General features: G+C 67.8%; 15 protein-coding genes. 9 read left to right on the forward strand and 6 right to left on the reverse strand.

Features of this window, described 5'->3' with window-relative positions; all coding sequences use genetic code 11:
• Nucleotides 1-33: 33 nt before the first annotated feature.
• Both KDW55_RS15105 and KDW55_RS15110 read right to left on the reverse strand, forming a co-directional pair.
• Nucleotides 34-2,118 (reverse strand): 3-hydroxyacyl-CoA dehydrogenase NAD-binding domain-containing protein, encoded by a 2,085-nt coding sequence (locus KDW55_RS15105; RefSeq protein WP_212197989.1) that lies wholly within the window; start codon nucleotides 2,116-2,118, stop codon nucleotides 34-36.
• A gap of 192 nt (nucleotides 2,119-2,310) precedes the next feature.
• On the reverse strand, nucleotides 2,311-3,954 hold the full coding sequence (locus KDW55_RS15110) for a 3-(methylthio)propionyl-CoA ligase (RefSeq protein ID WP_212197990.1): 1,644 nt from the start codon (nucleotides 3,952-3,954) through the stop codon (nucleotides 2,311-2,313).
• A gap of 164 nt (nucleotides 3,955-4,118) precedes the next feature.
• Here KDW55_RS15110 and KDW55_RS15115 point away from each other — a divergent pair, with 164 nt between their 5' ends.
• The 5 genes from KDW55_RS15115 to KDW55_RS15135 all read left to right on the forward strand — a co-directional run bounded on the left by KDW55_RS15115 (nucleotide 4,119) and on the right by KDW55_RS15135 (nucleotide 7,931).
• On the forward strand, nucleotides 4,119-5,687 hold the full coding sequence (locus KDW55_RS15115) for a protein adenylyltransferase SelO (RefSeq protein ID WP_059547650.1): 1,569 nt from the start codon (nucleotides 4,119-4,121) through the stop codon (nucleotides 5,685-5,687).
• A gap of 46 nt (nucleotides 5,688-5,733) precedes the next feature.
• Nucleotides 5,734-6,165: a peptide-methionine (R)-S-oxide reductase MsrB gene (gene msrB, locus KDW55_RS15120; protein ID WP_040144369.1), complete on the forward strand. Its 432-nt coding sequence runs from the start codon at nucleotides 5,734-5,736 to the stop codon at nucleotides 6,163-6,165.
• A gap of 124 nt (nucleotides 6,166-6,289) precedes the next feature.
• Entirely contained in the window at nucleotides 6,290-6,820 is a 531-nt protein-coding gene (locus tag KDW55_RS15125; protein ID WP_011352350.1) for a septation protein A, read from the forward strand.
• A gap of 1 nt (nucleotide 6,821) precedes the next feature.
• Entirely contained in the window at nucleotides 6,822-7,130 is a 309-nt protein-coding gene (locus tag KDW55_RS15130) for a BolA family protein (protein ID WP_040144370.1), read from the forward strand.
• A gap of 18 nt (nucleotides 7,131-7,148) precedes the next feature.
• Nucleotides 7,149-7,931 (forward strand): peptidylprolyl isomerase, encoded by a 783-nt coding sequence (locus tag KDW55_RS15135; RefSeq protein WP_059547654.1) that lies wholly within the window; start codon nucleotides 7,149-7,151, stop codon nucleotides 7,929-7,931.
• Nucleotides 7,932-8,145: 214 nt separating this feature from the next.
• On the opposite strand, the gene KDW55_RS15140 is transcribed toward KDW55_RS15135, so the two are convergent.
• A complete protein-coding gene (locus KDW55_RS15140; RefSeq protein ID WP_040144372.1) occupies nucleotides 8,146-8,688 on the reverse strand; it encodes an N-acetyltransferase in 543 nt (180 codons plus the stop codon).
• Complete coding sequence (gene purL / locus KDW55_RS15145; protein ID WP_069241482.1) at nucleotides 8,688-12,752, reverse strand: phosphoribosylformylglycinamidine synthase; 4,065 nt, start codon at nucleotides 12,750-12,752, stop codon at nucleotides 8,688-8,690. Before purL ends, KDW55_RS15140 begins: the two co-directional genes overlap by 1 nt.
• Before the next feature lie 362 nt (nucleotides 12,753-13,114).
• On the opposite strand from purL, the gene KDW55_RS15150 reads away from it, so the two are divergent.
• From KDW55_RS15150 to pgi, 3 genes are all read left to right on the forward strand, one after another.
• Nucleotides 13,115-14,419: an FAD-dependent oxidoreductase gene (locus KDW55_RS15150; protein WP_069241483.1), complete on the forward strand. Its 1,305-nt coding sequence runs from the start codon at nucleotides 13,115-13,117 to the stop codon at nucleotides 14,417-14,419.
• Between the two features lie 54 nt (nucleotides 14,420-14,473).
• The gene (locus tag KDW55_RS15155; RefSeq protein ID WP_069241484.1) at nucleotides 14,474-16,021 is read left to right on the forward strand and encodes an NAD(P)H-hydrate dehydratase; all 1,548 of its coding nucleotides are present in this window, start codon (nucleotides 14,474-14,476) and stop codon (nucleotides 16,019-16,021) included.
• Nucleotides 16,022-16,132: 111 nt separating this feature from the next.
• Nucleotides 16,133-17,755 (forward strand): glucose-6-phosphate isomerase, encoded by a 1,623-nt coding sequence (gene pgi / locus KDW55_RS15160; protein WP_059547663.1) that lies wholly within the window; start codon nucleotides 16,133-16,135, stop codon nucleotides 17,753-17,755.
• A gap of 83 nt (nucleotides 17,756-17,838) precedes the next feature.
• Here the strand turns inward: pgi and KDW55_RS15165 are convergent, their stop codons facing one another.
• Entirely contained in the window at nucleotides 17,839-18,540 is a 702-nt protein-coding gene (locus tag KDW55_RS15165; protein WP_069241485.1) for an ABC transporter ATP-binding protein, read from the reverse strand.
• On the opposite strand from KDW55_RS15165, the gene KDW55_RS15170 reads away from it, so the two are divergent.
• Nucleotides 18,539-19,204 carry an arylesterase gene (locus KDW55_RS15170; RefSeq protein WP_040144378.1) on the forward strand — a complete coding sequence of 222 codons (666 nt, stop codon included), beginning with the start codon at nucleotides 18,539-18,541 and terminating at the stop codon, nucleotides 19,202-19,204. The genes KDW55_RS15165 and KDW55_RS15170 overlap by 2 nt on opposite strands.
• Before the next feature lie 91 nt (nucleotides 19,205-19,295).
• Here the strand turns inward: KDW55_RS15170 and KDW55_RS15175 are convergent, their stop codons facing one another.
• Nucleotides 19,296-21,230, reverse strand: a complete 1,935-nt coding sequence (locus KDW55_RS15175; RefSeq protein ID WP_212160152.1) for a SurA N-terminal domain-containing protein — start codon at nucleotides 21,228-21,230, stop codon at nucleotides 19,296-19,298.
• Between the last annotated feature and the right edge of the window lie 212 nt (nucleotides 21,231-21,442).

Below are 21,442 nucleotides of genomic sequence, written 5' to 3' on the forward strand. Positions count from 1 at the left end.
TCCTTGCTGGCTTGGCCGTGCGGTCACGGGCCGTCAGCCGTTGAATCCGCGTCCGGCTTTCGCCAGTTCGACGATCGACGGAGCGATCTGCCACGCGTCGCCGTTCGGCGCGGCCGCGTAGCGTCGGATCGCACGCTCGACGTTGTAGAGTCCGACCATGTCCGCGTACAGCATCGGGCCGCCGCGCCACAGCGGGAAGCCGTAGCCGGTCAGATAGACCATGTCGATGTCGGACGCCTTCGACGCGATCTTCTCCTCGAGAATCTTCGCGCCTTCGTTGACGAGCGCGTACACGAGACGCTCGACGATCTCGTCGTCGCCGATGTTGCGCCGCTCGACGCCGCGCTCTTTCGAGTACGCGACGACCATTTCGTCGACGAGCGCCGACGGCTTCGCTTTGCGCTCGCCCGGCACGTAGTCGTACCAGCCGCCGCCCGTCTTCTGGCCGAAGCGGCCCAGCTCGCACAGGCGATCGGCGATCTTCGAATAGTGCAGATCGGGCTTCTCGACATAACGGCGCTTGCGAATCGCCCAGCCGATGTCATTGCCGGCGAGGTCGCTCATCCGGAACGGCCCCATCGCAAAACCGAACTTCTCGATCGCGCGATCGATCTGCGCGGGCAGCGCGCCTTCCTCGAGCATGAACAGCGCCTGGCGGATGTACTGCTCGATCATCCGGTTGCCGATGAAGCCATCGCACACGCCCGATACGACCGCCGTCTTGCGAATCTTCTTCGCGACTGCCATCACGGTGGCGAGAACGTCGTTCGCAGTTCGCGCGCCGCGCACCACCTCGAGCAGCTTCATCACGTTCGCGGGGCTGAAGAAGTGCATGCCGACGACGTCCTGCGGACGCTTCGTGAACGAAGCAATCTTGTCGACGTCGAGCGTCGACGTGTTCGACGCAAGGATCGCGCCGGGCTTCGCCACCGCGTCGAGCTGGCCGAACACCTGTTCCTTCACGCCGAGCTCCTCGAACACGGCTTCGATAATCAGGTCCGCGTCGTTCAGGTCGTCGTAGGACAGCGTCGGCGTGATCAGCGCCATGCGCGCGTCGAGCTTCTGCTGCGTGAGCTTGCCCTTCTTGACCTGCGCGTCATAGTTCTTGCGGATCGTCGCGAGGCCGCGGTCGAGCGCTTCCTGCTTCGTTTCGAGCAGCGTGACGGGCAGGCCCGCGTTGACGAAGTTCATCGCGATCCCGCCGCCCATCGTGCCCGCGCCAACGACACCGACGCGGCGAATGTCGCGCACCGGCGTATCGGCCGGCACGTCGGGAATCTTGCTCGCCGCGCGCTCGCCGAAAAACGCGTGCCGCAGCGCGCGGCTTTCCGGTGTCATCATCAGCGCGACGAAGCCGTCGCGCTCGGCGATGCTGCCCTTGTCGAAGCCGTTGAGCACGCCGGCCTCGATCGCGTCGATGCACTTGTGCGGTGCGGGGAAGTTCGGCGCGGCGGCCCGCACCGAATTGCGCGCGAACTGGATGAAGCCAGCCGCATTCTCGTGGGCGATCTTGCGATCGCGCACACGCGGATGCGGCCCGCTCCCCGCGCCGACCTTGCGCGCGAATGCGACGGCAGTCTCGAGCAGATCGGCGTCGGCCATGGCGTCGAACAGCCCGCTCGTCGCGAGTTGCTCGGACGGCACCGGCGCGCCCGACACGATCATGTTCAGCGCGGTTTCGAGCCCGACCGCACGCGGCAGCCGCTGCGTGCCGCCGGCCCCCGGCAACAGGCCGAGCTTCACTTCGGGCAACGCAATCTGCGCACCGGGCGCCGCCACGCGATAGTGCGCGCCGAGCGCGAGCTCGAGGCCGCCGCCCATCACGACACTGTGCAACGCCGCGACGACCGGCTTCGCGCTCGCCTCCACCGCGCGAATCACGGTGTGCAGCGTCGGTTCCTGCAGCGCCTTCGGGGTATTGAATTCGGTGATGTCGGCGCCGCCCGAGAACGCGCGGCCCGCGCCGGTCAGCACGATCGCCGTGACGGCCGGATCCTGCGCGGCGCGATCGAGCGCGTCCATGACGCCCTGGCGCGTCGACAGGCCGAGCCCGTTGACGGGCGGATTGTTGAGCGTGATGACGGCGACGCCGTCGCGAGTCGAATAATCCACTGCCATCTGCCTGCCTCCATGCATCGCGCGCCGGGGTGGCTGCGCTTCATTGTGCGCGGTCGAACGGCCGAACGGGCCGCATGTCCGGATCGAACGGAGGCAGCATACAACGAAAAAGCACGGTCGTTCAATTTGAATTTTTGTTCCGGTCCGGGGCCGGATCGGGCGACCGTGCGGCCGGCTATCGGCGGCCCGGAATTACGGCGCGCAGACGGCCGTCGGCAACACGTAATCGCGGAACGTCTCGCGCAGCTTCAGCTTCTGCAGCTTGCCGGTCGCCGTGTGCGGCAGCGATTCGACGAACACGACGTCGTCGGGCACCCACCACTTCGCGACCTTGCCTTCGTAGAACGCGAGCAATGCGTCGCGCGTCAGATTCGCGCCGTCGCGCGGCACCACGACGAGCAGCGGCCGTTCGGTCCATTTCGGATGCGCGCACGCGATGCATGCGGCTTCGGCAACGTCCGGATGGGCGATCGCGACGTTCTCGATGTCGATCGAGCTGATCCATTCGCCGCCGGACTTGATCACGTCCTTGCTGCGGTCGGTGATCTGCAGGAAGCCGTCCGGGTCGATCGTCGCGACGTCGCCGGTCGGGAACCAGCCGTCCACGAGCGGCGACGTATCGCTCTTGAAGTAGTGATCGATGACCCACGGCCCGCGCACCTGCAGCTCGCCGAATGCGACGCCGTCCCACGGCAGTTCGTGACCATCGTCGCCGACGATGCGCATGTCGACGCCGCAGATCACGCGCCCCTGTTTCTCCAGCAGCCGGCGCTGCACGTCGAGCGGCCGCTGCGACTGCGCCCAGTTCAGCTTCGCGAGCGTGCCGAGCGGCGACAGCTCGGTCATCCCCCACGCGTGAATCACGCGCACGCCGTATTCGTCCTCGAACGTGCGCAGCATCGCGGGCGGACACGCCGAACCGCCGATCACCGTGCGGTTCAGCGTCGAGAACCGTACGCCGGCCTCGCGCATGTAGTTCAGCAAACCGAGCCATACGGTGGGCACGCCCGCGGAGAAGGTCACGCGCTCGGCCTCCATCAGTTCGTACAGCGACTTGCCGTCGAGATCCTTGCCCGGCAGCACGAGCTTGCCGCCGGTGAGCGGCACCGCGTACGGCAGCCCCCACGCGTTCACATGGAACATCGGCACGACGGGCAGCACCGCGTCGAGCGCCGACAGGTTCATCGCATCGGGCAGCGCGGCGCCGTATGCGTGCAGCACCGTCGAGCGATGCGAGTACAGCACGCCTTTCGGATTGCCGGTGGTGCCGGATGTGTAACAGAGGCCCGATGCCTGGAGCTCGTCGAGGCGCGGCCAGTCATAGCGACCGTCCTCGGCGTCGACGAGCGTTTCATAGCACAGGTAAGGCGTCGCGCCCGACGGCAGGTGCGCGGCGTCGGTCATCGCAATCCAGCCCTTCACGTGCGGGCACTGCGGAGCGATCGCGTCGACGAGCGGCGCGAAATTGATGTCGAAGAAGACGTAGCGGTCTTCCGCATGATTGACGATGTAGGCGATCTGCTCGGGAAAGAGGCGCGGGTTGATCGTGTGGCACACCGCGCCCATTCCGCCGATTCCGTAATAGGCCTCCAGATGCCGGTAGCCGTTCCACGCCAGCGTGCCGACGCGCTCGCCCGTTTCGACGCCCAGCCGCGCGAGCGCCTGCGCAACGCGTTTCGCGCGCTGCTCGCAGTCGCGGTACGTATAGCGATGCAGGTCGCCTTCCACGCGTCTCGACACGATCTCCGTGTCGCCTGCGTAGCGCGCGGCATGCGCGATCAGCGACGACACCAGCAACGGCATGTCCATCATCTGGCCCAGCAACGGCTTACCCATCGTCTTGTTCTCCCTGAACGACGCGAATCGGTGACCAGCCTCGAAGCGGTGCGCCGGCTTGCAGCCCGTCCACGGCCGGGACCGGCGTTGCGCGGCGCGTGCGGGCCGCCATGCGGGCGGCGCGACGCCGCCTTACAATATCGGCTTACCCAGAGGCGCTCAACATGTCGTTTTCCCGAAGCGCAGCCGATGCGGCTGACACCCTCCCCGACCTCGCCGCGACGCTCGGCGCGCCGGCCGCCGGCGCGTTCGTCACGCTCGGCGACGCGTTTCATACGCGATTGCCGGCCGCGCCGCTGCCCGCGCCGTACGTCGTCGGCTTTTCCGATGAAGTCGCGCGGCTGCTCGCGCTGCCTGCCTCGGCCGCGGCGCGAGCGGATTTCGCCGAGCTGTTCGCCGGCAATCCGACGCGCGACTGGCCCGCGAGCGCGCTGCCGTATGCGTCCGTGTATTCCGGCCACCAGTTCGGCGTGTGGGCCGGCCAGCTCGGCGACGGACGCGCGCTGACGATCGGCGAACTGCCAGGCACCGACGGCCGGCGCTACGAACTGCAGCTCAAGGGCGGCGGCCGCACGCCGTACTCGCGGATGGGCGACGGCCGCGCAGTGCTGCGTTCGTCGATCCGCGAATTCCTGTGTTCGGAAGCGATGCATCACCTCGGCATTCCGACCACGCGCGCGCTCACGGTGATCGGCTCCGACCAGCCGGTCGTACGCGAGGAGATCGAGACGTCGGCAGTGGTCACGCGGGTGTCGGAGAGTTTCGTGCGCTTCGGCCACTTCGAGCACTTCTTCTCGAACGACCGCCCCGATCTGCTGCGCCAGCTTGCCGATCACGTGATCGAGCGTTTCTATCCGGGCTGCCGCGATGCGGACGATCCGTATCTCGCGCTGCTCGAAGCCGCGACGCTGCGCACGGCGGAGCTCGTCGCACAGTGGCAGGCGGTCGGCTTCTGCCACGGCGTGATGAACACCGACAACATGTCGATCCTCGGCCTGACGATCGACTACGGCCCGTTCGGCTTCATCGACGCGTTCGACGCGAACCACATCTGCAACCACTCCGACACGAGCGGCCGTTACGCATACCGGATGCAGCCGCGCATTGCGCACTGGAACTGCTACTGTCTCGCGCAGGCGCTGCTGCCGCTGATCGGGCTGCAGCACGGGATCGCCGACGACGATGCGCGCGCCGAGCGCGCGGTCGAAGACGCCCAGGCCGTGCTCGCGAAATTTCCGGAACGCTTCGGCCCTGCACTCGAACGCGCGATGCGCGGGAAGCTCGGCCTCGAGCTCGAACGCGACAACGACGCGGAACTCGCGAACAAGCTGCTCGAGACGATGCACGCAAGCCGCGCGGATTTCACGCTGACGTTTCGCCGGCTCGCGCAGATCTCGAAGCACGACGCGAGCCGCGATGCGCCTGTTCGCGACCTGTTCATCGACCGCGATGCGTTCGACGCATGGGCGAACCTCTACCGCGCGCGGCTGTCCGACGAGACGCGCGACGACGCGGCCCGCGCGGCCGCGATGAATCGCGTGAACCCGAAATACGTGCTGCGCAACCATCTCGCCGAAGTCGCGATCCGGCGCGCGAAGGAGAAGGATTTTTCCGAGGTCGAGCGGCTCGCGCAGGTGCTGCGCAGGCCGTTCGACGAACAACCGGAACATGAAGCGTATGCGGCATTACCGCCCGACTGGGCCGGGTCGCTCGAAGTGAGCTGCTCGTCGTGACACCACGACTCGTCCGACCCGACCGACCGATCAGGAGAACCCTCACATGTCACACGATTCCGACGACAAAACCTACCCGTATCAGAAAGACGACGCCGAACTTCGCCGGCGCCTCACGCCGATGCAGTACGAGGTCACGCAGCATGCGGCGACCGAGCGTGCGTTCACCGGCGAATACACCGACACCGAAGATCCGGGCATCTACAAATGCGTGGTCTGCAGCACGCCGCTGTTCGAGTCGGGCGCGAAGTTCCATTCGGGCTGCGGCTGGCCCAGCTACTTCAAGCCGCTGAACGGCGAGGTGATCGACGAGAAGATCGACCGCTCGCACGGGATGGTGCGCGTCGAAGTCCGCTGCAACCATTGCGGCGCACACCTCGGTCACGTGTTCGAGGACGGCCCGCGCGACAAGACCGGTTTGCGGTACTGCATCAATTCGGCTGCGTTAAACTTCGAGTCCCGACCCGAAAACGAATGAGCGGCGCCGGACGGATCGGTCGGGCAGCGTTGCCGGCTGCCCCGATCCCGGACGGTGACGCCTGGCGGGTCCCCACAACGGTGAAAGGCCGCGCGATGCGGCCTTTCACGCAGCTGCGAGCGCCATGAAATTCCTGTTCGATCTGTTTCCGATCATCCTGTTTTTTGCCGCCTTCAAGGTCTGGGGCATCTTCACCGCCACCGCGGTCGCGATCGTCGCGACGCTGGCCCAGGTCGCATGGGTCGCCTTCCGGCACCGGAAAGTCGACACGATGCTGTGGGTCAGCCTTGGCGTGATCGTCGTGTTCGGCGGCGCCACCCTCGTCCTGCATGACGAGAAATTCATTCAATGGAAACCGACTGTGCTGTACTGGCTGTTTGCGATCGGGCTGCTCGCCGCGCGCTATGCGTTCGGCAACAACCTGATCGAGAAGATGATGGGCAAGCAGCTCACGCTGCCGCACCCCGTGTGGGACAAGCTGAACGTCGCATGGGCGCTGTTCTTCGCGGTGCTCGGCGTCGCGAACCTGTACGTGGTGCACAACTTCACCGAATCTCAGTGGGTGAACTTCAAGCTGTTCGGCACGACGGGCGCGATGGTCGTGTTCATCATCCTGCAGAGCCTGTGGCTCACGAAGTACCTGAAGGACGAATGACATGACCGACGTCTTTTTGAACGCCTCGCCGGACGAGCGCATCGCACTGATCGAAGCGCGCCTCACCGCGTCGCTCGCGCCGCTGTCGCTCGCGGTGCGCGACGACAGCGCGCAGCACGCCGGTCACGCCGGCGCCGCCGCCGGCGGCCATTACACGGTGACGATCGTGTCGGCCGCCTTCGCTGGCAAGCCACGCGTCGCACGTCACCGGCTGGTGTATGATGCGCTCGCTGATGCGATGCAGCGCGGCATTCACGCGCTCGCGATCGTGGCGTACACGCCCGAAGAATTCAACGAATCTTCAATCTAGTCTCAACAGGAATTCCCGATGATCCTGAAATCCCCCCGCCTGTGGGTCGCGGCGGCTGCTTTTGCAGCGGCACCGGCATTTGCCCAGAACATCGCCGTCGTCAACGGCACGCCGATTCCGAAGTCGCGCGCCGACGCGATGGTTGCGCAGCTCGTCCAGCAAGGACAGACCGACAGCCCGCAGCTTCAGCAGGCCGTGCGCCAGGAACTCGTGAACCGCGAAATCCTGATGCAGGAAGCGATCCGCGAAGGCATCCCGAACCGTCCGGACGTGAAGGCACAGGTCGCCGTCGCGCAGCAGACGGTCGTGCTGCGCTCGATGATCGAGAGCTTCCTGAAGAAGAACCAGCCGACCGACGCCGAAGTGAAGGCGCGCTACGACGATCTCGTCAAAGGCGCCGGCGGCAATCGCGAGTATCACCTGCACCACATCCTCGTCGAAAGCGAGCAACAGGCGAAGGACCTGATCGCGAAGATCAAGGGCGGCGCCAAGTTCGAGGATCTGGCGAAGCAGTACTCGAAGGATCCGGGCTCGGGCAAGAACGGCGGCGACCTCGACTGGTCGGACCCGAAGGCGTACGTGCCGGAATTCGCGGCGGCCGCCCAGAAACTGCAGAAAGGCCAGATGACCGATGCGCCGGTGAAGACGCAGTTCGGCTGGCACATCATCCGCGTCGACGACATCCGCGACATCGCACCGCCGCCGTTCGACCAGGTGAAGGCGCAGATCGCGCAGCAAATCGTGCAGCAGAAGCTGCAGGCGTTCGAGGAAGGGCTGCGTCAGCAGGCGAAGATCCAGTAACGCCGGCGAAGCTCGCCCGCGCAAAGGCCGCTCCGTGTGAGCGGCCTTTTTGTTTTTCGTACCGGCTCGCGTATGGAGCGACTCGCACGGGGCGACGAGCACGACCGACTTGCGGGCATGCGGCACGTCGACGCATCGGTCGGGAAACGAAAAAAGCCGCTCGACGCGGCTTTTGTGAACGGTGACACGGCAAGCGGATTGGCGCTGCGGCCCGCTACACCCGATGAAACACGTCGTGGTAACGAACCGCGCCCGACGGCTGCGGCGCGGTTTCATCGAATGCAAGCGCTTGGAAATACGCGCGCGCCGCGCCCGTGAATACGAGATCGCCGGACGGCACGAAACCGAAACGCGTGTAGTACGACGGCTCGCCGAGCACGACGCAGCCGCGTGCACCGAGCCGCCGCAACGCGTCGAGCCCCGTGCGCACGAGCCCCGCACCGACACTCTGCCGCCGGCATTCGGGCCGCACCGCGAGCGGCGCGAGCCCGTACCAGCCGTGACTGCCGGCCGGCTCGCCGCCGATCGACACTGGCGAGAACGCAACGTGGCCGATCACGCGCTCATCGCGCTCCGCGACGAGCGACACGCTCAGCGCGCCGTCCGCGCGCAGCGTGTCGACGATCTGCCGCTCGAGTTGGCCCTGCTGCGGCGCGTCCGCGAACGCGGCAACGATCACGCGACCGATCGCATCGACGTCGCTCGCGCGCTCGTCGCGCAGCGTGACGATGTCGACCGGCGCGTGCGGATCGAACATTAGCCGATCCAGCGGCGTGCGTTGCGGAATACGCGCATCCACGGGCTCGCGTCATCCCAGCCTTCCGGATGCCAGCTCATCGTGACCGTGCGGTGCACGCGCTCCATGTGCGGCATCAGCACCGAGAAGCGCCCGTCGGCCGTCGTGACCGACGTGATGCCGGCCGGCGAGCCGTTCGGGTTGAACGGATAGCGTTCGGTCGCTTCGCCACGGTGGTCGACATAACGCATCGCGACCGCAACGCGCTCGATGTCGCCCTGCTGCGAGAAGTCCGCATAGCCCTCGCCGTGCGCGACGGCAACCGGAATCCGCGAGCCTTCCATCCCGGCGAAGAAGATCGACGGCGACTTCTCGACTTCGACGAACGAGAAGCGCGCTTCGAATTGCTCGGACTTGTTGCGCGTGAACTTCGGCCACGCTTCGGCGCCCGGGATCATCGACGCGAGGCTCGACAGCATCTGGCAGCCGTTGCAGATGCCGAGCGCGAACGTGTCGGGGCGCGCGAAGAACGCGGAGAACATGTCGGCGAGGTTCGCGTTGAAGCGGATCGTCTTCGCCCAGCCTTCGCCGGCGCCCAGCACGTCGCCGTACGAGAAGCCGCCGCACGCGACCGCGCCCGCAAAATCGGCGAGCGTCGCACGGCCCGCGAGCAGGTCGCTCATGTGCACGTCGTGCGCGTCGAAGCCCGCGCGGTCGAACGCGTAGGCCGTTTCGAGGTGCGAATTCACGCCCTGCTCACGCAGGATCGCGACGCGCGGGCGCGCGCCCGTCGCGATGAACGGCGCGGCGACATCGTCGGCCGGGTCGAAGGTCAGCACCGGCGAAATGCCCGGGTCGGCCGCGTCGAGCAGCGTGTCGTATTCGGCGTCCGCGCAGGCCGGATTGTCGCGCAGGCGCGCGATGCGCCAGCTGACTTCGCTCCACGCCCGATGGAGTTCGACGCGCGGCGCATCGAACACCTTCTTCGCATCGCGATACACCTCGATCATGTCGCGATCGTTGACCGTGCCGATTACGTGCGAGCACGCCGACAGGCCGAATTCGCGCAGCGCGGCGAGCACCGCGTCGCGGTCGGCCGCGCGCACCTGCACGACGGCGCCGAGTTCTTCGGAGAACAGCGCGCGCAGCGTGCGATCCTCGCGGCGGCCGCTCGTCTGCTTTGCCCAGTCTTTTGCGTCGCCGTAGTCGGATTCGTGGTTCGGGTCGAGCGTCAGCATGTCGACGTTGAGCGACACGCCTGCATGGCCCGCGAATGCCATCTCGCACACCGTCGCCCACAGGCCGCCGTCCGAGCGGTCGTGGTACGCAAGCAGCTTGCCCTGCGCGTTCAGCGACTGGATCGCGTTGAAGAACCGCTTCAGGTCTTCCGGGTCGTCGACGTCCGGCGTCTCGTCGCCAACCTGTTGCGTGACCTGCGCGAAGATGCTGCCGCCCATCCGGTTCTTGCCGCGGCCGAGATCGATCGCGATCAGCACGCTGTCGCCCGCATCGGCGATGCGGCGCAGTTGCGGCGTCAGATGGCGGCGCACGTCGTCGACCGGCGCGAACGCGGAGATGATCAGCGACACCGGCGACACCACTTCCTTCGCGACGCCCTGCTCGTCCCATTTGGTCTTCATCGACAGCGAATCCTTGCCGACCGGGATGCCGATTCCGAGCGCCGGGCACAGCTCCATGCCGATCGCCTTGACCGTGTCGAACAGCGCGGCATCCTCGCCGGCCGTGCCGCATGCGGCCATCCAGTTCGCCGACAGCTTCAGCTTGTCGAGCGACGCGATCGGCGCGCTCGCGATGTTCGTGATCGCCTCGCCGACGGCCATGCGGCCCGACGCCGGTGCGTCGATTACAGCGAGCGGCGTGCGCTCGGCCATCGTCATCGCCTCGCCCTTGAAGCCCGCGTAGTCGAGCGCGGTCACCGCGCAATCGGCCACCGGCACCTGCCACGGGCCGACCATCTGGTCGCGAACCGACGTGCCGCCGACCGAACGGTCGCCGATCGTGATCAGGAACGACTTGCTGCCGACCGTCGGATGCTTCAGCACGTCGACCGCGACTTCCGACAGCGCGATGCCCGTCACGTCGACAGGCGCGCGCTCGACCGCGACGCGCGTGACGTCGCGGTGCATGCGCGGCGGCTTGCCGAGCAGCACTTCCATCGGCATGTCGACCGGGAATTCATCCGCGCCCGTCGCTTCGTCGTCGACGAGGCGCAACTGGCGTTCGTCGGTCGCGACACCCACCACCGCGAACGGGCAGCGCTCGCGCGCGCAGATCGCTTCGAAACGCGGCAGGTCGGCCGGCGCGATCGCCAGCACGTAGCGCTCCTGCGCCTCGTTCGACCAGATCTCGCGCGGCGACAGGCCCGATTCCTCGAGCGCGACCTTGCGCAATTCGAAGCGCGCGCCCTTGCCCGCGCCATCGACGATCTCGGGGAACGCGTTCGACAGGCCGCCCGCGCCGACGTCGTGAATGCTCAGGATCGGGTTTTCCGCGCCGAGCTGCCAGCAGCCGTTGATCACTTCCTGCGCGCGCCGCTCGATTTCCGGGTTGCCGCGCTGCACCGAGTCGAAGTCGAGTTCGGCCGTGTTGGCGCCGGTCGCCATCGAGCTCGCCGCGCCGCCGCCCATGCCGATGCGCATGCCGGGGCCGCCGATCTGGATCAGCAGCGAACCGGCCGGCACGTCATGCTTGTGCGTGTGTTGATCCGCGATGTTGCCGAGGCCGCCCGCGATCATGATCGGCTTGTGATAGCCGCGCACCTGGCCGCCGACGTTCTGCTCGTACACGCGGAAGTAGCCGCCGAGGTTCGGCCGGCCGAATTCGTTGTTGAACGCGGCGCCGCCCAGCGGGCCGTCGATCATGATCTGCAGCGGCGACGCGATGCGGTCCGGGCGGCCGTACGGGCCGTGCTGCTCGTTCGGGTTGCGCTCGGCGATCGGCTGCGCGGCGTCGCGGTCGTTTTCCCACGGCTGGCGGGCATCCGGCAAGTCGAGGTTCGACACCGTGAAGCCGGTGAGGCCGGCTTTCGGACGCGCACCGCGGCCCGTCGCGCCTTCGTCGCGGATTTCACCGCCCGCGCCGGTCGCCGCGCCGGGGAACGGCGAGATCGCGGTCGGGTGGTTATGCGTCTCGACCTTCATCAGCGTGTGCGTGAGCTCGGTGTGGCGGCCGTAGCGCTGGCCGGGCTCGCCCGCCGCGCCCGCGTTGCGCGGGAACCAGCGCTCGGCTTCGGCGCCCATCATGATCGACGAGTTGTCCGAATACGCGACGATCGTGCCCTGGGGGCTCACCTTCTCGGTGTTGCGAATCATCGCGAACAGCGACATGTCCTGCTCCTGCCCGTCGATCGTCCACTGCGCGTTGAAGATCTTGTGGCGGCAATGCTCGCTGTTCGCCTGCGCAAACATCATCAGCTCGACGTCGGTCGGGTTGCGTTCGAGCTTGCGGAACGCGTCGACCAGATAGTCGATCTCGTCGTCGGCGAGTGCGAGGCCGAGCTCGACGTTCGCCTGCTCGAGCGCGGCACGGCCGACACCCAGCACGTCGACGGTCGACAACGGCTTGGCCGGCAGTTCGTCGAACAGGTGCTTCGCATCGTCGCGCGCGGCGACCACGCTCTCGGTCATCCGGTCATGCAGCGCGGCGGCAACCGCTGCGCGCGCGTCGTCGGACAGCGCCTTCTTGCCGCCGAGCAGGCCCGACTTCAGCGTGACCGTGAATTCGATGCCGCGCTCGATACGGCGCACCTGCGTGAGGCCGCAGTGCTGCGCGATGTCGGTCGCCTTGCTCGCCCACGGCGAGACCGTGCCGAAACGCGGCAGTACGACGAAGGTCTCGGCCGTTCCCTTTTCGGCCGCCGGCTCGAACGGCGCGCCATAGTGCATCAGCGCGTCGATGCGGGCGTTGTCGTCAGCCGACAGCGGCTCGGCCGCATTGACGAAGTGCAGGAACTGGCCGCGCACCGCGACGATGTTGGCGTCGATTTGCCTGAGCGTGTCGAGCAGGCGGGTTTGACGGAAATCGGAGAGGGCCGAAGCGCCGGGAAAACACGAGAAGTGAGCCATGGGCTGGACTGACGTCGATGAGTCGCGCGAGGTGGCGACGTGGGGCGAAAGGAAGGCCGTAATTATACCCGGAAGTCGGTCGTCCCAGACCGGTCGATCCGCACCCGTCGCGCACCGCGACGGTGCAGCGCGCCGGCCGCGCGACGCCGCTCCGGGAAACCGCCGCCCGGGCCGGCACGCGCGGCGATCGCAGCCCATGGCCGCACGACGGCGCGACCGGCGTGGGTGCGCGACGCCGGCCGGCGTGGGTGCGCGACGCCGGCCGGCGCGATTTTGGCGCTATCATTCGCGGTTCACCGGGCCAGCGGCCCGTCAGCGAATTCTCACCGGGCGGCCCACGCCGCCCGTCATCGAAGCAATCCATGGATGTCATCGTCATCGGCGGCGGAATCAGCGGCGTCGCCACCGCCTACCAGCTGCGCGCGGCCGGCCATCGCGTGTGCGTGGTCGAACGCCACGCAACCGTCGCGCAGGGCGCAACCTACGGCGACGGCGGCATGCTGCTCCCGAGCCCGCTCGACGTCTGGTTCGGCCCGACCTTCATGCGCGGGCGCCAGCCGCGCGACACCGGCATCGTCTACAAGCCCGGCTTCAACGGCGGCGTGCGCCGCTTCGTCAAGCAGCTCGCCACGCTGCGCGAGCCCGACGCCTTCGCCGCGCAGTACGCGCGGCTGCGCCCGTTGATCGATGCGTCGCGCGACACCCTCGCCGACATCGAGGCGCGCTTCGGGCTCGAATTCGAGCAGAAGCCCGGCATCCTGCACGTCGTGCGCGAGCCGCGCGACTGGGATGCACTGCAGCCGGCGCTCGACCTGTTGCGCACGCTCGACCAGCCGTACCGCGTGCTCACCGCCGACGAATGCGCGGCGCTGGAACCGTCGGTGCCGGCCGAGCCCGGCTTCGCCGGCGGCGTGCTGCTCGACGCCGAACGCACCGGCAACGGCCCGTTGTTCGCGAAGCTGGTCAGACAGGCGCTCGACGAGCACGGCGTGCAGTTCCGTTTCGGCGCGGACGTCGCCGCGATTCGCGTCGACCACGGCCGCGTGGCGGTCGAACTCGCGCCGGCCGGCGGCGGCCGGCACACGGCGAAGGCACACGAAGTCGACGTGATTGCGGCCGATGCGATCGTGGTCGCGGCAGGCGCAGGCAGCCTGCCGCTGCTCGAGCGGCTCGGCTGGCAGCTGCCGCTGCATCCGGTGCGCGTCCATACGCTGACCGCGCCCGTTGCGTACGAAGAACATGCACCGCACCTGAGCGTCGTCGATTCGATCAAGCGGATCTCGATCACGCGGAGCCACCAGCGGCTGCGTATCGGGGGCGCCGCCGTGCTGCAGAGCGCAGCCGACACCGCGAAGCCCCTGCCCGAGCACCTATCCGAGACCACGCTCGCGCTGCTGAGCCAGGCCGTGCACGACTGGGTGCCGGGCGCCGCGCGGATCTCCGCCGCGCTGTCGTGGCAGGGCACGCAGCTGCTGTCGCCGGACGGCCTGCCGGTCGTCGGTCCGACCCCGCATCCGCGCGTGTTCGTCAATTTCGGCCATGGTCCGGCGGGTTGGGGGCTCGCATGCGGCTCTGCTAGAGTGGTGACCGATTACGTCGGCGGCGACACGCAGCAGTGGCCCGCCGATACGCTGGCCGCACTGAGCGCCGCGCGCTTCGCGACCTGACCGCCGCGGGCGCTTGCCGGGGCGGCCCCCTCTTCCCGCCGCCATGATCCCGCGATGACGAACACCCGCCCGCTTCCCGACTCCACCGCTCCGCTGCCGCTGCTGCGCGTCGCCGACCTGCGGGCGGCCGAAGCCGCCGCAGCCGCCGGACTGCCGCCGCACACGCTGATGGGCCGCGCAGGCGCGGCGGCCGCGCGCTGGCTGTCCGAGCGTGTGGCCGGCGACGACCGCGCGGTGTGGTTCGCGGTCGGCCCCGGCAACAATGGCGGCGATGCGCTGGTGGCCGCGGTGCAGCTGCAGCAGCTCGGCGTAGCCACGCAGGCGTGGATGCCGGTGCCGGTCAAGCCCGACGATGCGCAATGGGCGCTCGAACTCGCGCGCACCGCCGGCGTACCGCTGTCGGCCGAGCCGCCCGCGTCGCTCGACGATTACGCGTGGGTCGTAGACGGCCTGTTCGGCATCGGCCTGGGCCGCCCGCTCGACGGCCCGTTTGCCGAGCAGGCCGCGCGCATCGCGGCGCACACGCGCGGCGGCGGCCGCGTGCTCGCGCTCGACGTGCCGAGCGGGCTGGACAGCGATACGGGCCGGGTCGTCGGCGCGGGCATTGCGGTCGCGGCCACGCACACGCTCACCTTCATCGGCGCGAAACCGGGCCTGTACACCGGCGACGGCCGCGACCTCGCCGGCCACATCGACATCGCGACGCTCGACGTTGCGCCGCCCGCCGCGCCTGCGGTCGTGCTGAACGCGCCCGCACTGTTCGCCGCGGCGCTGCCCGCGCGTGCGTTCGCGTCGCACAAGGGCACGTTCGGCAGCCTCGCCGTGCTCGGCGGCGACACCGGCATGTGCGGCGCGCCGATTCTCGCCGCGCGCGCGGCGCTGTTTGCGGGTGCCGGCAAGGTGCATGTCGGTTGTCTCGGCTCCGGCGCGCCGCCGTACGATCCGCCGTTTCCCGAACTGATGCTGCATCCGGCCGGCAGTCTGACGCTCGATGCGATGTCCGCGATCGCCGCCGGCTGCGGCCTCGGCACGCGCGACGCCGCCGCGGCGCTCGTGCGCGACGTGCTTGCGCACGACATCGCGACGCTGCTCGATGCCGATGCGCTGAATCTCGTCGCCACGCACGCCGACCTCGCGGCAGCGGTCGCCACGCGCGGCGCGCGCGGCCATGCGTGCGTGCTGACGCCGCATCCGCTCGAGGCCGCACGCCTTCTCGGCTGCGACACCGCGGCGATACAGCACGATCGCCTGGCCGCTGCACGCTCGCTCGCCACGCGCTACGCGAGCATCGTCGTGCTGAAGGGTTCGGGCACGGTGATTGCGGCGCCCGACGGGCGCCTGACGATCAATCCGACCGGCAATGCCGCGCTCGCGACCGGCGGCACCGGCGACGTGCTCGGCGGCCTGATCGGCGCGTTGCTCGCGCAGCGCGTGGCCCCGTACGAAGCAGCGCTCGCGGGCGTCTACCTGCACGGCCTCGCGGCCGACACGCTGACCGCGAAAGGCACGGGGCCGGTCGGCCTCACCGCGGGCGAACTCGCGCCGATGGTGCGCACGCTGGTCAATCGCCTTTTTTACCCGTCGCGGCGCGCCGACATATAACGCCGCTATACTGAGTGCCCCGCCGCACGGCGGGCCCGCTCGTCCGCCGGCTTTACGCTCCCGATGCGCCGGCGCGGCATTCCTCCCGATTCACGCTTCACTCGAACCGCCATGACGCTGAATTCGCTCCCCGCCTGGACTGCCCTTCAATCCCACTTCGAACAAATCCGCCATGCGCGGCTGCGCGACTGGTTCGCGCCGGAAAACGACCGCGCGCCGACCCGCGCCGAACGCTTCACGATTCCGGGCGGCGGCCTCGCGGCCGATTTCTCGAAGAACCGCATCAACGACGACACGCTGCGCCTGCTCGTGCAACTGGCCCGCGAAGCGGGCGTCGAAGCGCGCCGCGACGCGATGTTCGCCGGCGAGATCGTGAACCCGACCGAAGGCCGCGCAGCGCTGCATACCGCACTGCGCGCGACCGACCCGCACGCGCCGTTCCATGCGCAGGTCAGCGCGGAGCGCGCGAAGATGGCGACCTTCGCGCGCGCCGTGCGCAGCGGCGTGTGGACCGGTTACACCGGCAAGCGCATCCGCCACGTGATCAACATCGGTATCGGCGGCTCGGATCTCGGACCGAAGATGGTTACGCACGCGCTGCACCACGTCGCGACGCCGGAGATCTCGACGCACTTCGTGTCGAACGTCGACGGCGCCGATCTCGCGCGCGTGCTCGAGCAGGTCGATCCGGAGGAAACGCTCGCGATCATCGTGTCGAAAACCTTCACGACGCTCGAGACGATGACGAACGCACGCTCGCTGCGCGACTGGTTCGTCGCGCGCGGTTGCCCGGAGGATGCGCTCGCGAAGCACTTCGTCGGCGTGTCGGCGAATCCGGCCGAAGTCGTGAAGTTCGGCATCGCGGCCGACAACGTGTTCGAAATGTGGGACTGGGTCGGCGGCCGCTATTCGCTGTGGTCGGCGGTCGGCCTGTCGATCATGATCGCGATCGGGCCCGAGCAATTCGACGAACTGCTCGCCGGCGCGAACGACATGGACCGCCATTTCCGCGAAGCGCCGCTCGAGCGCAACCTGCCGGTGCTGCTCGGCCTGATCGGCATCTGGTATCGCAACTTCTTCGGCTCGCAGAGCTACCTCGTCGCGCCGTATTCGGAAGCGCTTCACTACCTGCCGTCCTACCTGCAGCAGCTCGAGATGGAAAGCAACGGCAAGTCCGCGCGGCTCGACGGTTCGTTCGTCGACTACCCGACGTCGGCGGTCACGTGGGGCGAGCCGGGCACCAACGGCCAGCACGCGTTTTTCCAGATGCTGCACCAGGGCCCGACGATCGTGCCGATCGACTTCATCGCGGTGCTGACGCCCGAACATCCGCTCGCCAGCCATCATCCGAAGCTGCTGGCGAATTGCTTCGCGCAGAGCGAAGCGCTGATGCTCGGCCGCACGCTGGAAGAAGCACGGGAGGTCGCCGGCCCCGGCAAGGAAGCGCTCGCGCCGCATCTGACGTTCCCCGGCAACCGCCCGACGACGACGCTGCTGGTAGACGCGCTGACGCCGCGCGCGCTCGGCGCGCTGATCGCGCTCTACGAACACAAGGTGCTGGTACAGGCCACGGTGTGGGACATCAATCCGTTCGACCAGTGGGGCGTCGAGCTCGGCAAGATTCTCGGCAAGGTCGTGGAAGCGGACCTGTCGGCCGAGTCGGTCGATCCGGCGAAGCACGATTCGTCGACGACCGCGCTGATCGAGCGCGCCCGCGCGGCGCTCAAGCGCTGACGCGACGGCGTCATGCGAACACCGGCCGCACGAGGCAATCTGCCCTTCCGTGCCGTGCGGCCGGCACGAAAACCCCGTGACTGCTACACCGCGTGCGGCGCAACGATGCGTCCGGCATCGATCGTGATCGTCGTCGCGCAGCGCCGCGCGAGTTCGGTGTCGTGCGTGACAAGCACAAGCGTCGCGCCGTGCGTGCGGTTCAATTCGAACATCAGGTCGATGACAGCATGACCGGTTGCCGCGTCGAGGCTGCCGGTCGGTTCGTCGGCAAACAAAATCGCCGGATGCGTGACGAACGCGCGCGCGAGCGCAACGCGCTGCTGCTCGCCGCCCGAGAGCAGCTTCGGATAATGTGCGGTGCGTTCGCCGAGCCCGACCTGCACGAGCAGCGCCCTCGCGCGATCGGCCGCTTCGCGCGCACTGATGCCGCCTTGCAGTTCGAGCGGCAGCATCACGTTCTCGAGTGCCGTCAGGTGCGGCATCAACTGGAACGACTGAAACACGAACCCGACCGCTCCGTTGCGCAGCGCCGCGCGCTCGTCCTCATCGAGCTGGTCGAGCGCGCGGCCGAGCAAGCGAACCGTGCCGCTCGTCGCGCTGTCCAATCCCGCAAGCAGGCCGAGCAGCGTCGATTTGCCGGACCCCGATGCCCCGACGATCGCGAGGCTGCTGCCCGCGCGTACGACAAACGAGATGCCGTCGAGGATCGTCAGCGCGCCCGTTGCATCGGCAACCTGCTTGCATACGTCATGGACTTCGATGATCGGATCGGTAATCTTGAACATGGACACGACATTCCGCTGGAAAAGACGCGCGGCGCTGGCCGCATTGCTTGGCACCGCGCTCGCAGCAACCATGCCTGCGCGCGCCGCGACCGCGGCATCGGGTCAGCCCGCGCTCGTCGTGCTCGGCGACAGCCTGTCGGCCGAATACGGACTGCCGCGCGACACCGGCTGGGTTGCGCTGCTGCGGCAGCGGCTCGCGGCCGAGCGAATCGATTATAGCGTCGCGAACGCGAGCGTCAGCGGCGACACCACGAGCGGCGGCCGTGCGCGGCTGCCTGCGGTGCTGCAGCGGCTCAAGCCGTCGATCGTCGTCGTCGAGCTCGGTTCGAACGATGCGTTGCGCGGCGTACCGCTTGCGACGACCGAGCAGAACCTGCGCGACATCATCGCCGACGCGCGCAACGCACACGCGAAGGTCGTGCTGGTCGGCATGTACGTGCCGCCGAACTACGGGCCCGACTATACGCAGAAATTCCACGCGGTCTATACGAGATTGTCGAAGGAGCTGGGCGTCCCGCTCGTGCCGTTCCTGCTGGCCGGCATCGAAAACAAGCCGGAAATGTTCCAGCCGGATCAGATGCATCCCGCGCAACAGGCACAGCACATCCTCCTCGACAACGTCTGGCCCGCGCTGAAACCGCTGCTCGGCAAGCCGCGCGGTTGAGCCGCACGCGTGGCGCCCCCCTGAAAGCAGAAAGCCCCGCGTCGAGCGAGGCTTTCTATCGTTGCGCGCGAAACCGGAAGCGGTGCCGTGCTTAGCTGCCGCCGTCCTGCGACTGGCTCTGCGTGGTGCCGTACAGCTTCACCTTCGAGCGGTCGCGCAGTGCGGCGAGATACGCTTCGCCTTCGCTTTGCGCTTCGACCTGCGCCATCTGCTGCTGCGCGGCCGCAAGTTGCTGCGGATCGACGGCCGTACCCGCGATCACCGCGTTCACGCGATAGATCGCATAGCCGTCTGCGCCGAGGTCGACGCCGACGTATGCCGGCAGCGTTTTCGCGTCAACCTTGTAGACGGCGCTCAGCGCAGCCGGCGTCAGTCCTTGCGATTGCGTGCGCGATACCTTCTGGACGGCCGCGAAGCCGTCGGTCGACTTCGATTTCTGCAGTTCGGCCAGCTTCGCCGCGCCGTCCTTCTTCGCGAGTGCGGCGGCCTGCTCGGCGACGACCTTCTGACGCACCGCGTCCTTGATCGCATCCAGTGCCGGCACGGCGGCCGGCTTGTAATCGGTCACGCGCGCGGAGATCAGCGTGTTGTTGCCCACGTCGATCGCTTGCGTGTTGTTCTGGTTCTTCACCGAGTCGCTCGCGAACACCGCAGCGAGGAATTTCGGATTGTTCAGCGGGCTCGTCGGCGGCAGTTGCGGATTCGGCGTCGGCGTGACGGTGGCCGTCTGGATCGTCAGCTTGTACTTGTCCGCCGCCGGCTGCAGCGACTTCGCCTTTTCATACACGGTCGACGTAAAGCCTTCCGCATTGTCCGAGAACGCCTTCGCCGCGTATTGCTGCTTCAGTTGCGCCGCGATCTGGTCCTTCACGTCCGCGAACGGCTTGACCACCGACGGCTTCACTTCCGTGGCCTTCAGGATGTGGAAGCCGAGATCCGACTGTACGACACCGCTCACGTCGCCCTGCTTCAGCGCGAATGCCGCATCGTCGAACGCCTTGCCGCCCGCCGTCGAGCCGCGCGTGATGAAGCCGAGATCGCCGCCCTTCGCTGCCGACGGCGCGTCCTGCGAGTTCTTCTGTGCAATCTGCGCGAACTGGTCCGGGTGAGCCTTCACGTCAGCCAGCAGCTGCTCGGCCTTCGCCTTTGCCGCGGCCTTGTCGGCGGCGCTGGCGTCGCTGGCTGCCGCGATGAAGATGTGGCTGATGCGCACCTGTGCTTCCGAACGGAAGTGCGTCGGGTTGTCGTCGTAGAACTTCTTGATGTCGGCATCGGTCGGCTGCGCGCTCGCAGCGGCAGCGGCCGGCGAATAGACGAGATACTGGATCGTTGCGGTTTCCGGCGTCGCGAAGCTCTGCTTGTGCGCGTCATAGTATGCGGCGAGCTGCGCGTCGGTCGGCTGCACTTTCGCCGCGTAGTCGCTCGCCTTCAGCACGAGCGCCTGCACTTCGCGCTGCTGCGCGGCGAGTGCCGACAGACGTTCGGCCGGACCCTTCGGCGTGAAAGCGCTCGAGACGATGCTCGCCGGGATCTGCTGCAGTGCGAGGCTGTAACGCACGCGCTCCTGGTACTGCTCGGGCGTCATCCCCTGGAACGACAGCAGCTGCGCATAGCGTTCGACGTCGATCGAGCCGTCGGGCTTCTTCAACGACGCGATCATCGGGTCGCTCATCAGCGCGTCGCGCACCGCGTTGTCGGACGCAGTGAGGTGCAGGCGTTGCGTCTCGTCGGCCAGCACGCGTTGCTGGATCAGGCCGTCGAGCACTTGCTTGCGATGCTCGGGCGTATCGAACATCTTGATGTCGAACTGCCCACCGAGCGCCTGGCGCGCCTGGTCGATCTGCTGACGGAACGCGCCGTCGAATTCGATCCGCGTGATCTTGTGCCCGTTGACCGCCGCGACGTTCGCGCTGTCGTCGAAGAAACCGCGGAAACCTTGGATCCCGACGAAACCCAGCCCCGGCAACACGATCAGGAGCAGGAGCGCCATCATCAGGCGCTGGTGATTACGGAAGAAATCGAGCATGCGTGACGGGAAAATTGGACAAAACGACCGATATTACAACATACGGGATGGGACGGGAAAAAACGCGGTACGCAACGGACGACGCAAATGAAAAAGCCCGCGTAACGCGGGCTTTTTCATTTTCTGGCGGAGCGGACGGGACTCGCCTACATCCCGCAGGCCGCGGTTGCGCGTGCACGCGCAACCCTTCGAGTCCCGCCGGAAGCCGCGCA

This window comes from Burkholderia sp. AU19243, assembly GCF_018148075.1.
Classification (GTDB): Bacteria; Pseudomonadota; Gammaproteobacteria; order Burkholderiales; family Burkholderiaceae; genus Burkholderia; species Burkholderia latens_A.

Bases quoted from the DNA above. Each gene is read 5' to 3' on its own strand.
- KDW55_RS15115 (WP_059547650.1), top strand. From the start codon at position 4,119: ATGTCGTTTTCCCGAAGCGCAGCCGATGCGGCTGACACCCTCCCCGAC.
- KDW55_RS15150 (WP_069241483.1), top strand. From the start codon at position 13,115: ATGGATGTCATCGTCATCGGCGGCGGAATCAGCGGCGTCGCCACCGCC.
- KDW55_RS15105 (WP_212197989.1), bottom strand. From the start codon at position 2,118: ATGGCAGTGGATTATTCGACTCGCGACGGCGTCGCCGTCATCACGCTC.
- KDW55_RS15140 (WP_040144372.1), bottom strand. From the start codon at position 8,688: ATGTTCGATCCGCACGCGCCGGTCGACATCGTCACGCTGCGCGACGAG.
- KDW55_RS15155 (WP_069241484.1), top strand. From the start codon at position 14,474: ATGACGAACACCCGCCCGCTTCCCGACTCCACCGCTCCGCTGCCGCTG.
- msrB (WP_040144369.1), top strand. From the start codon at position 5,734: ATGTCACACGATTCCGACGACAAAACCTACCCGTATCAGAAAGACGAC.
- KDW55_RS15130 (WP_040144370.1), top strand. From the start codon at position 6,822: ATGACCGACGTCTTTTTGAACGCCTCGCCGGACGAGCGCATCGCACTG.
- KDW55_RS15125 (WP_011352350.1), top strand. From the start codon at position 6,290: ATGAAATTCCTGTTCGATCTGTTTCCGATCATCCTGTTTTTTGCCGCC.
- pgi (WP_059547663.1), top strand. From the start codon at position 16,133: ATGACGCTGAATTCGCTCCCCGCCTGGACTGCCCTTCAATCCCACTTC.
- KDW55_RS15165 (WP_069241485.1), bottom strand. From the start codon at position 18,540: ATGTTCAAGATTACCGATCCGATCATCGAAGTCCATGACGTATGCAAG.
- KDW55_RS15135 (WP_059547654.1), top strand. From the start codon at position 7,149: ATGATCCTGAAATCCCCCCGCCTGTGGGTCGCGGCGGCTGCTTTTGCA.
- KDW55_RS15170 (WP_040144378.1), top strand. From the start codon at position 18,539: ATGGACACGACATTCCGCTGGAAAAGACGCGCGGCGCTGGCCGCATTG.
- KDW55_RS15110 (WP_212197990.1), bottom strand. From the start codon at position 3,954: ATGGGTAAGCCGTTGCTGGGCCAGATGATGGACATGCCGTTGCTGGTG.
- purL (WP_069241482.1), bottom strand. From the start codon at position 12,752: ATGGCTCACTTCTCGTGTTTTCCCGGCGCTTCGGCCCTCTCCGATTTC.
- KDW55_RS15175 (WP_212160152.1), bottom strand. From the start codon at position 21,230: ATGCTCGATTTCTTCCGTAATCACCAGCGCCTGATGATGGCGCTCCTG.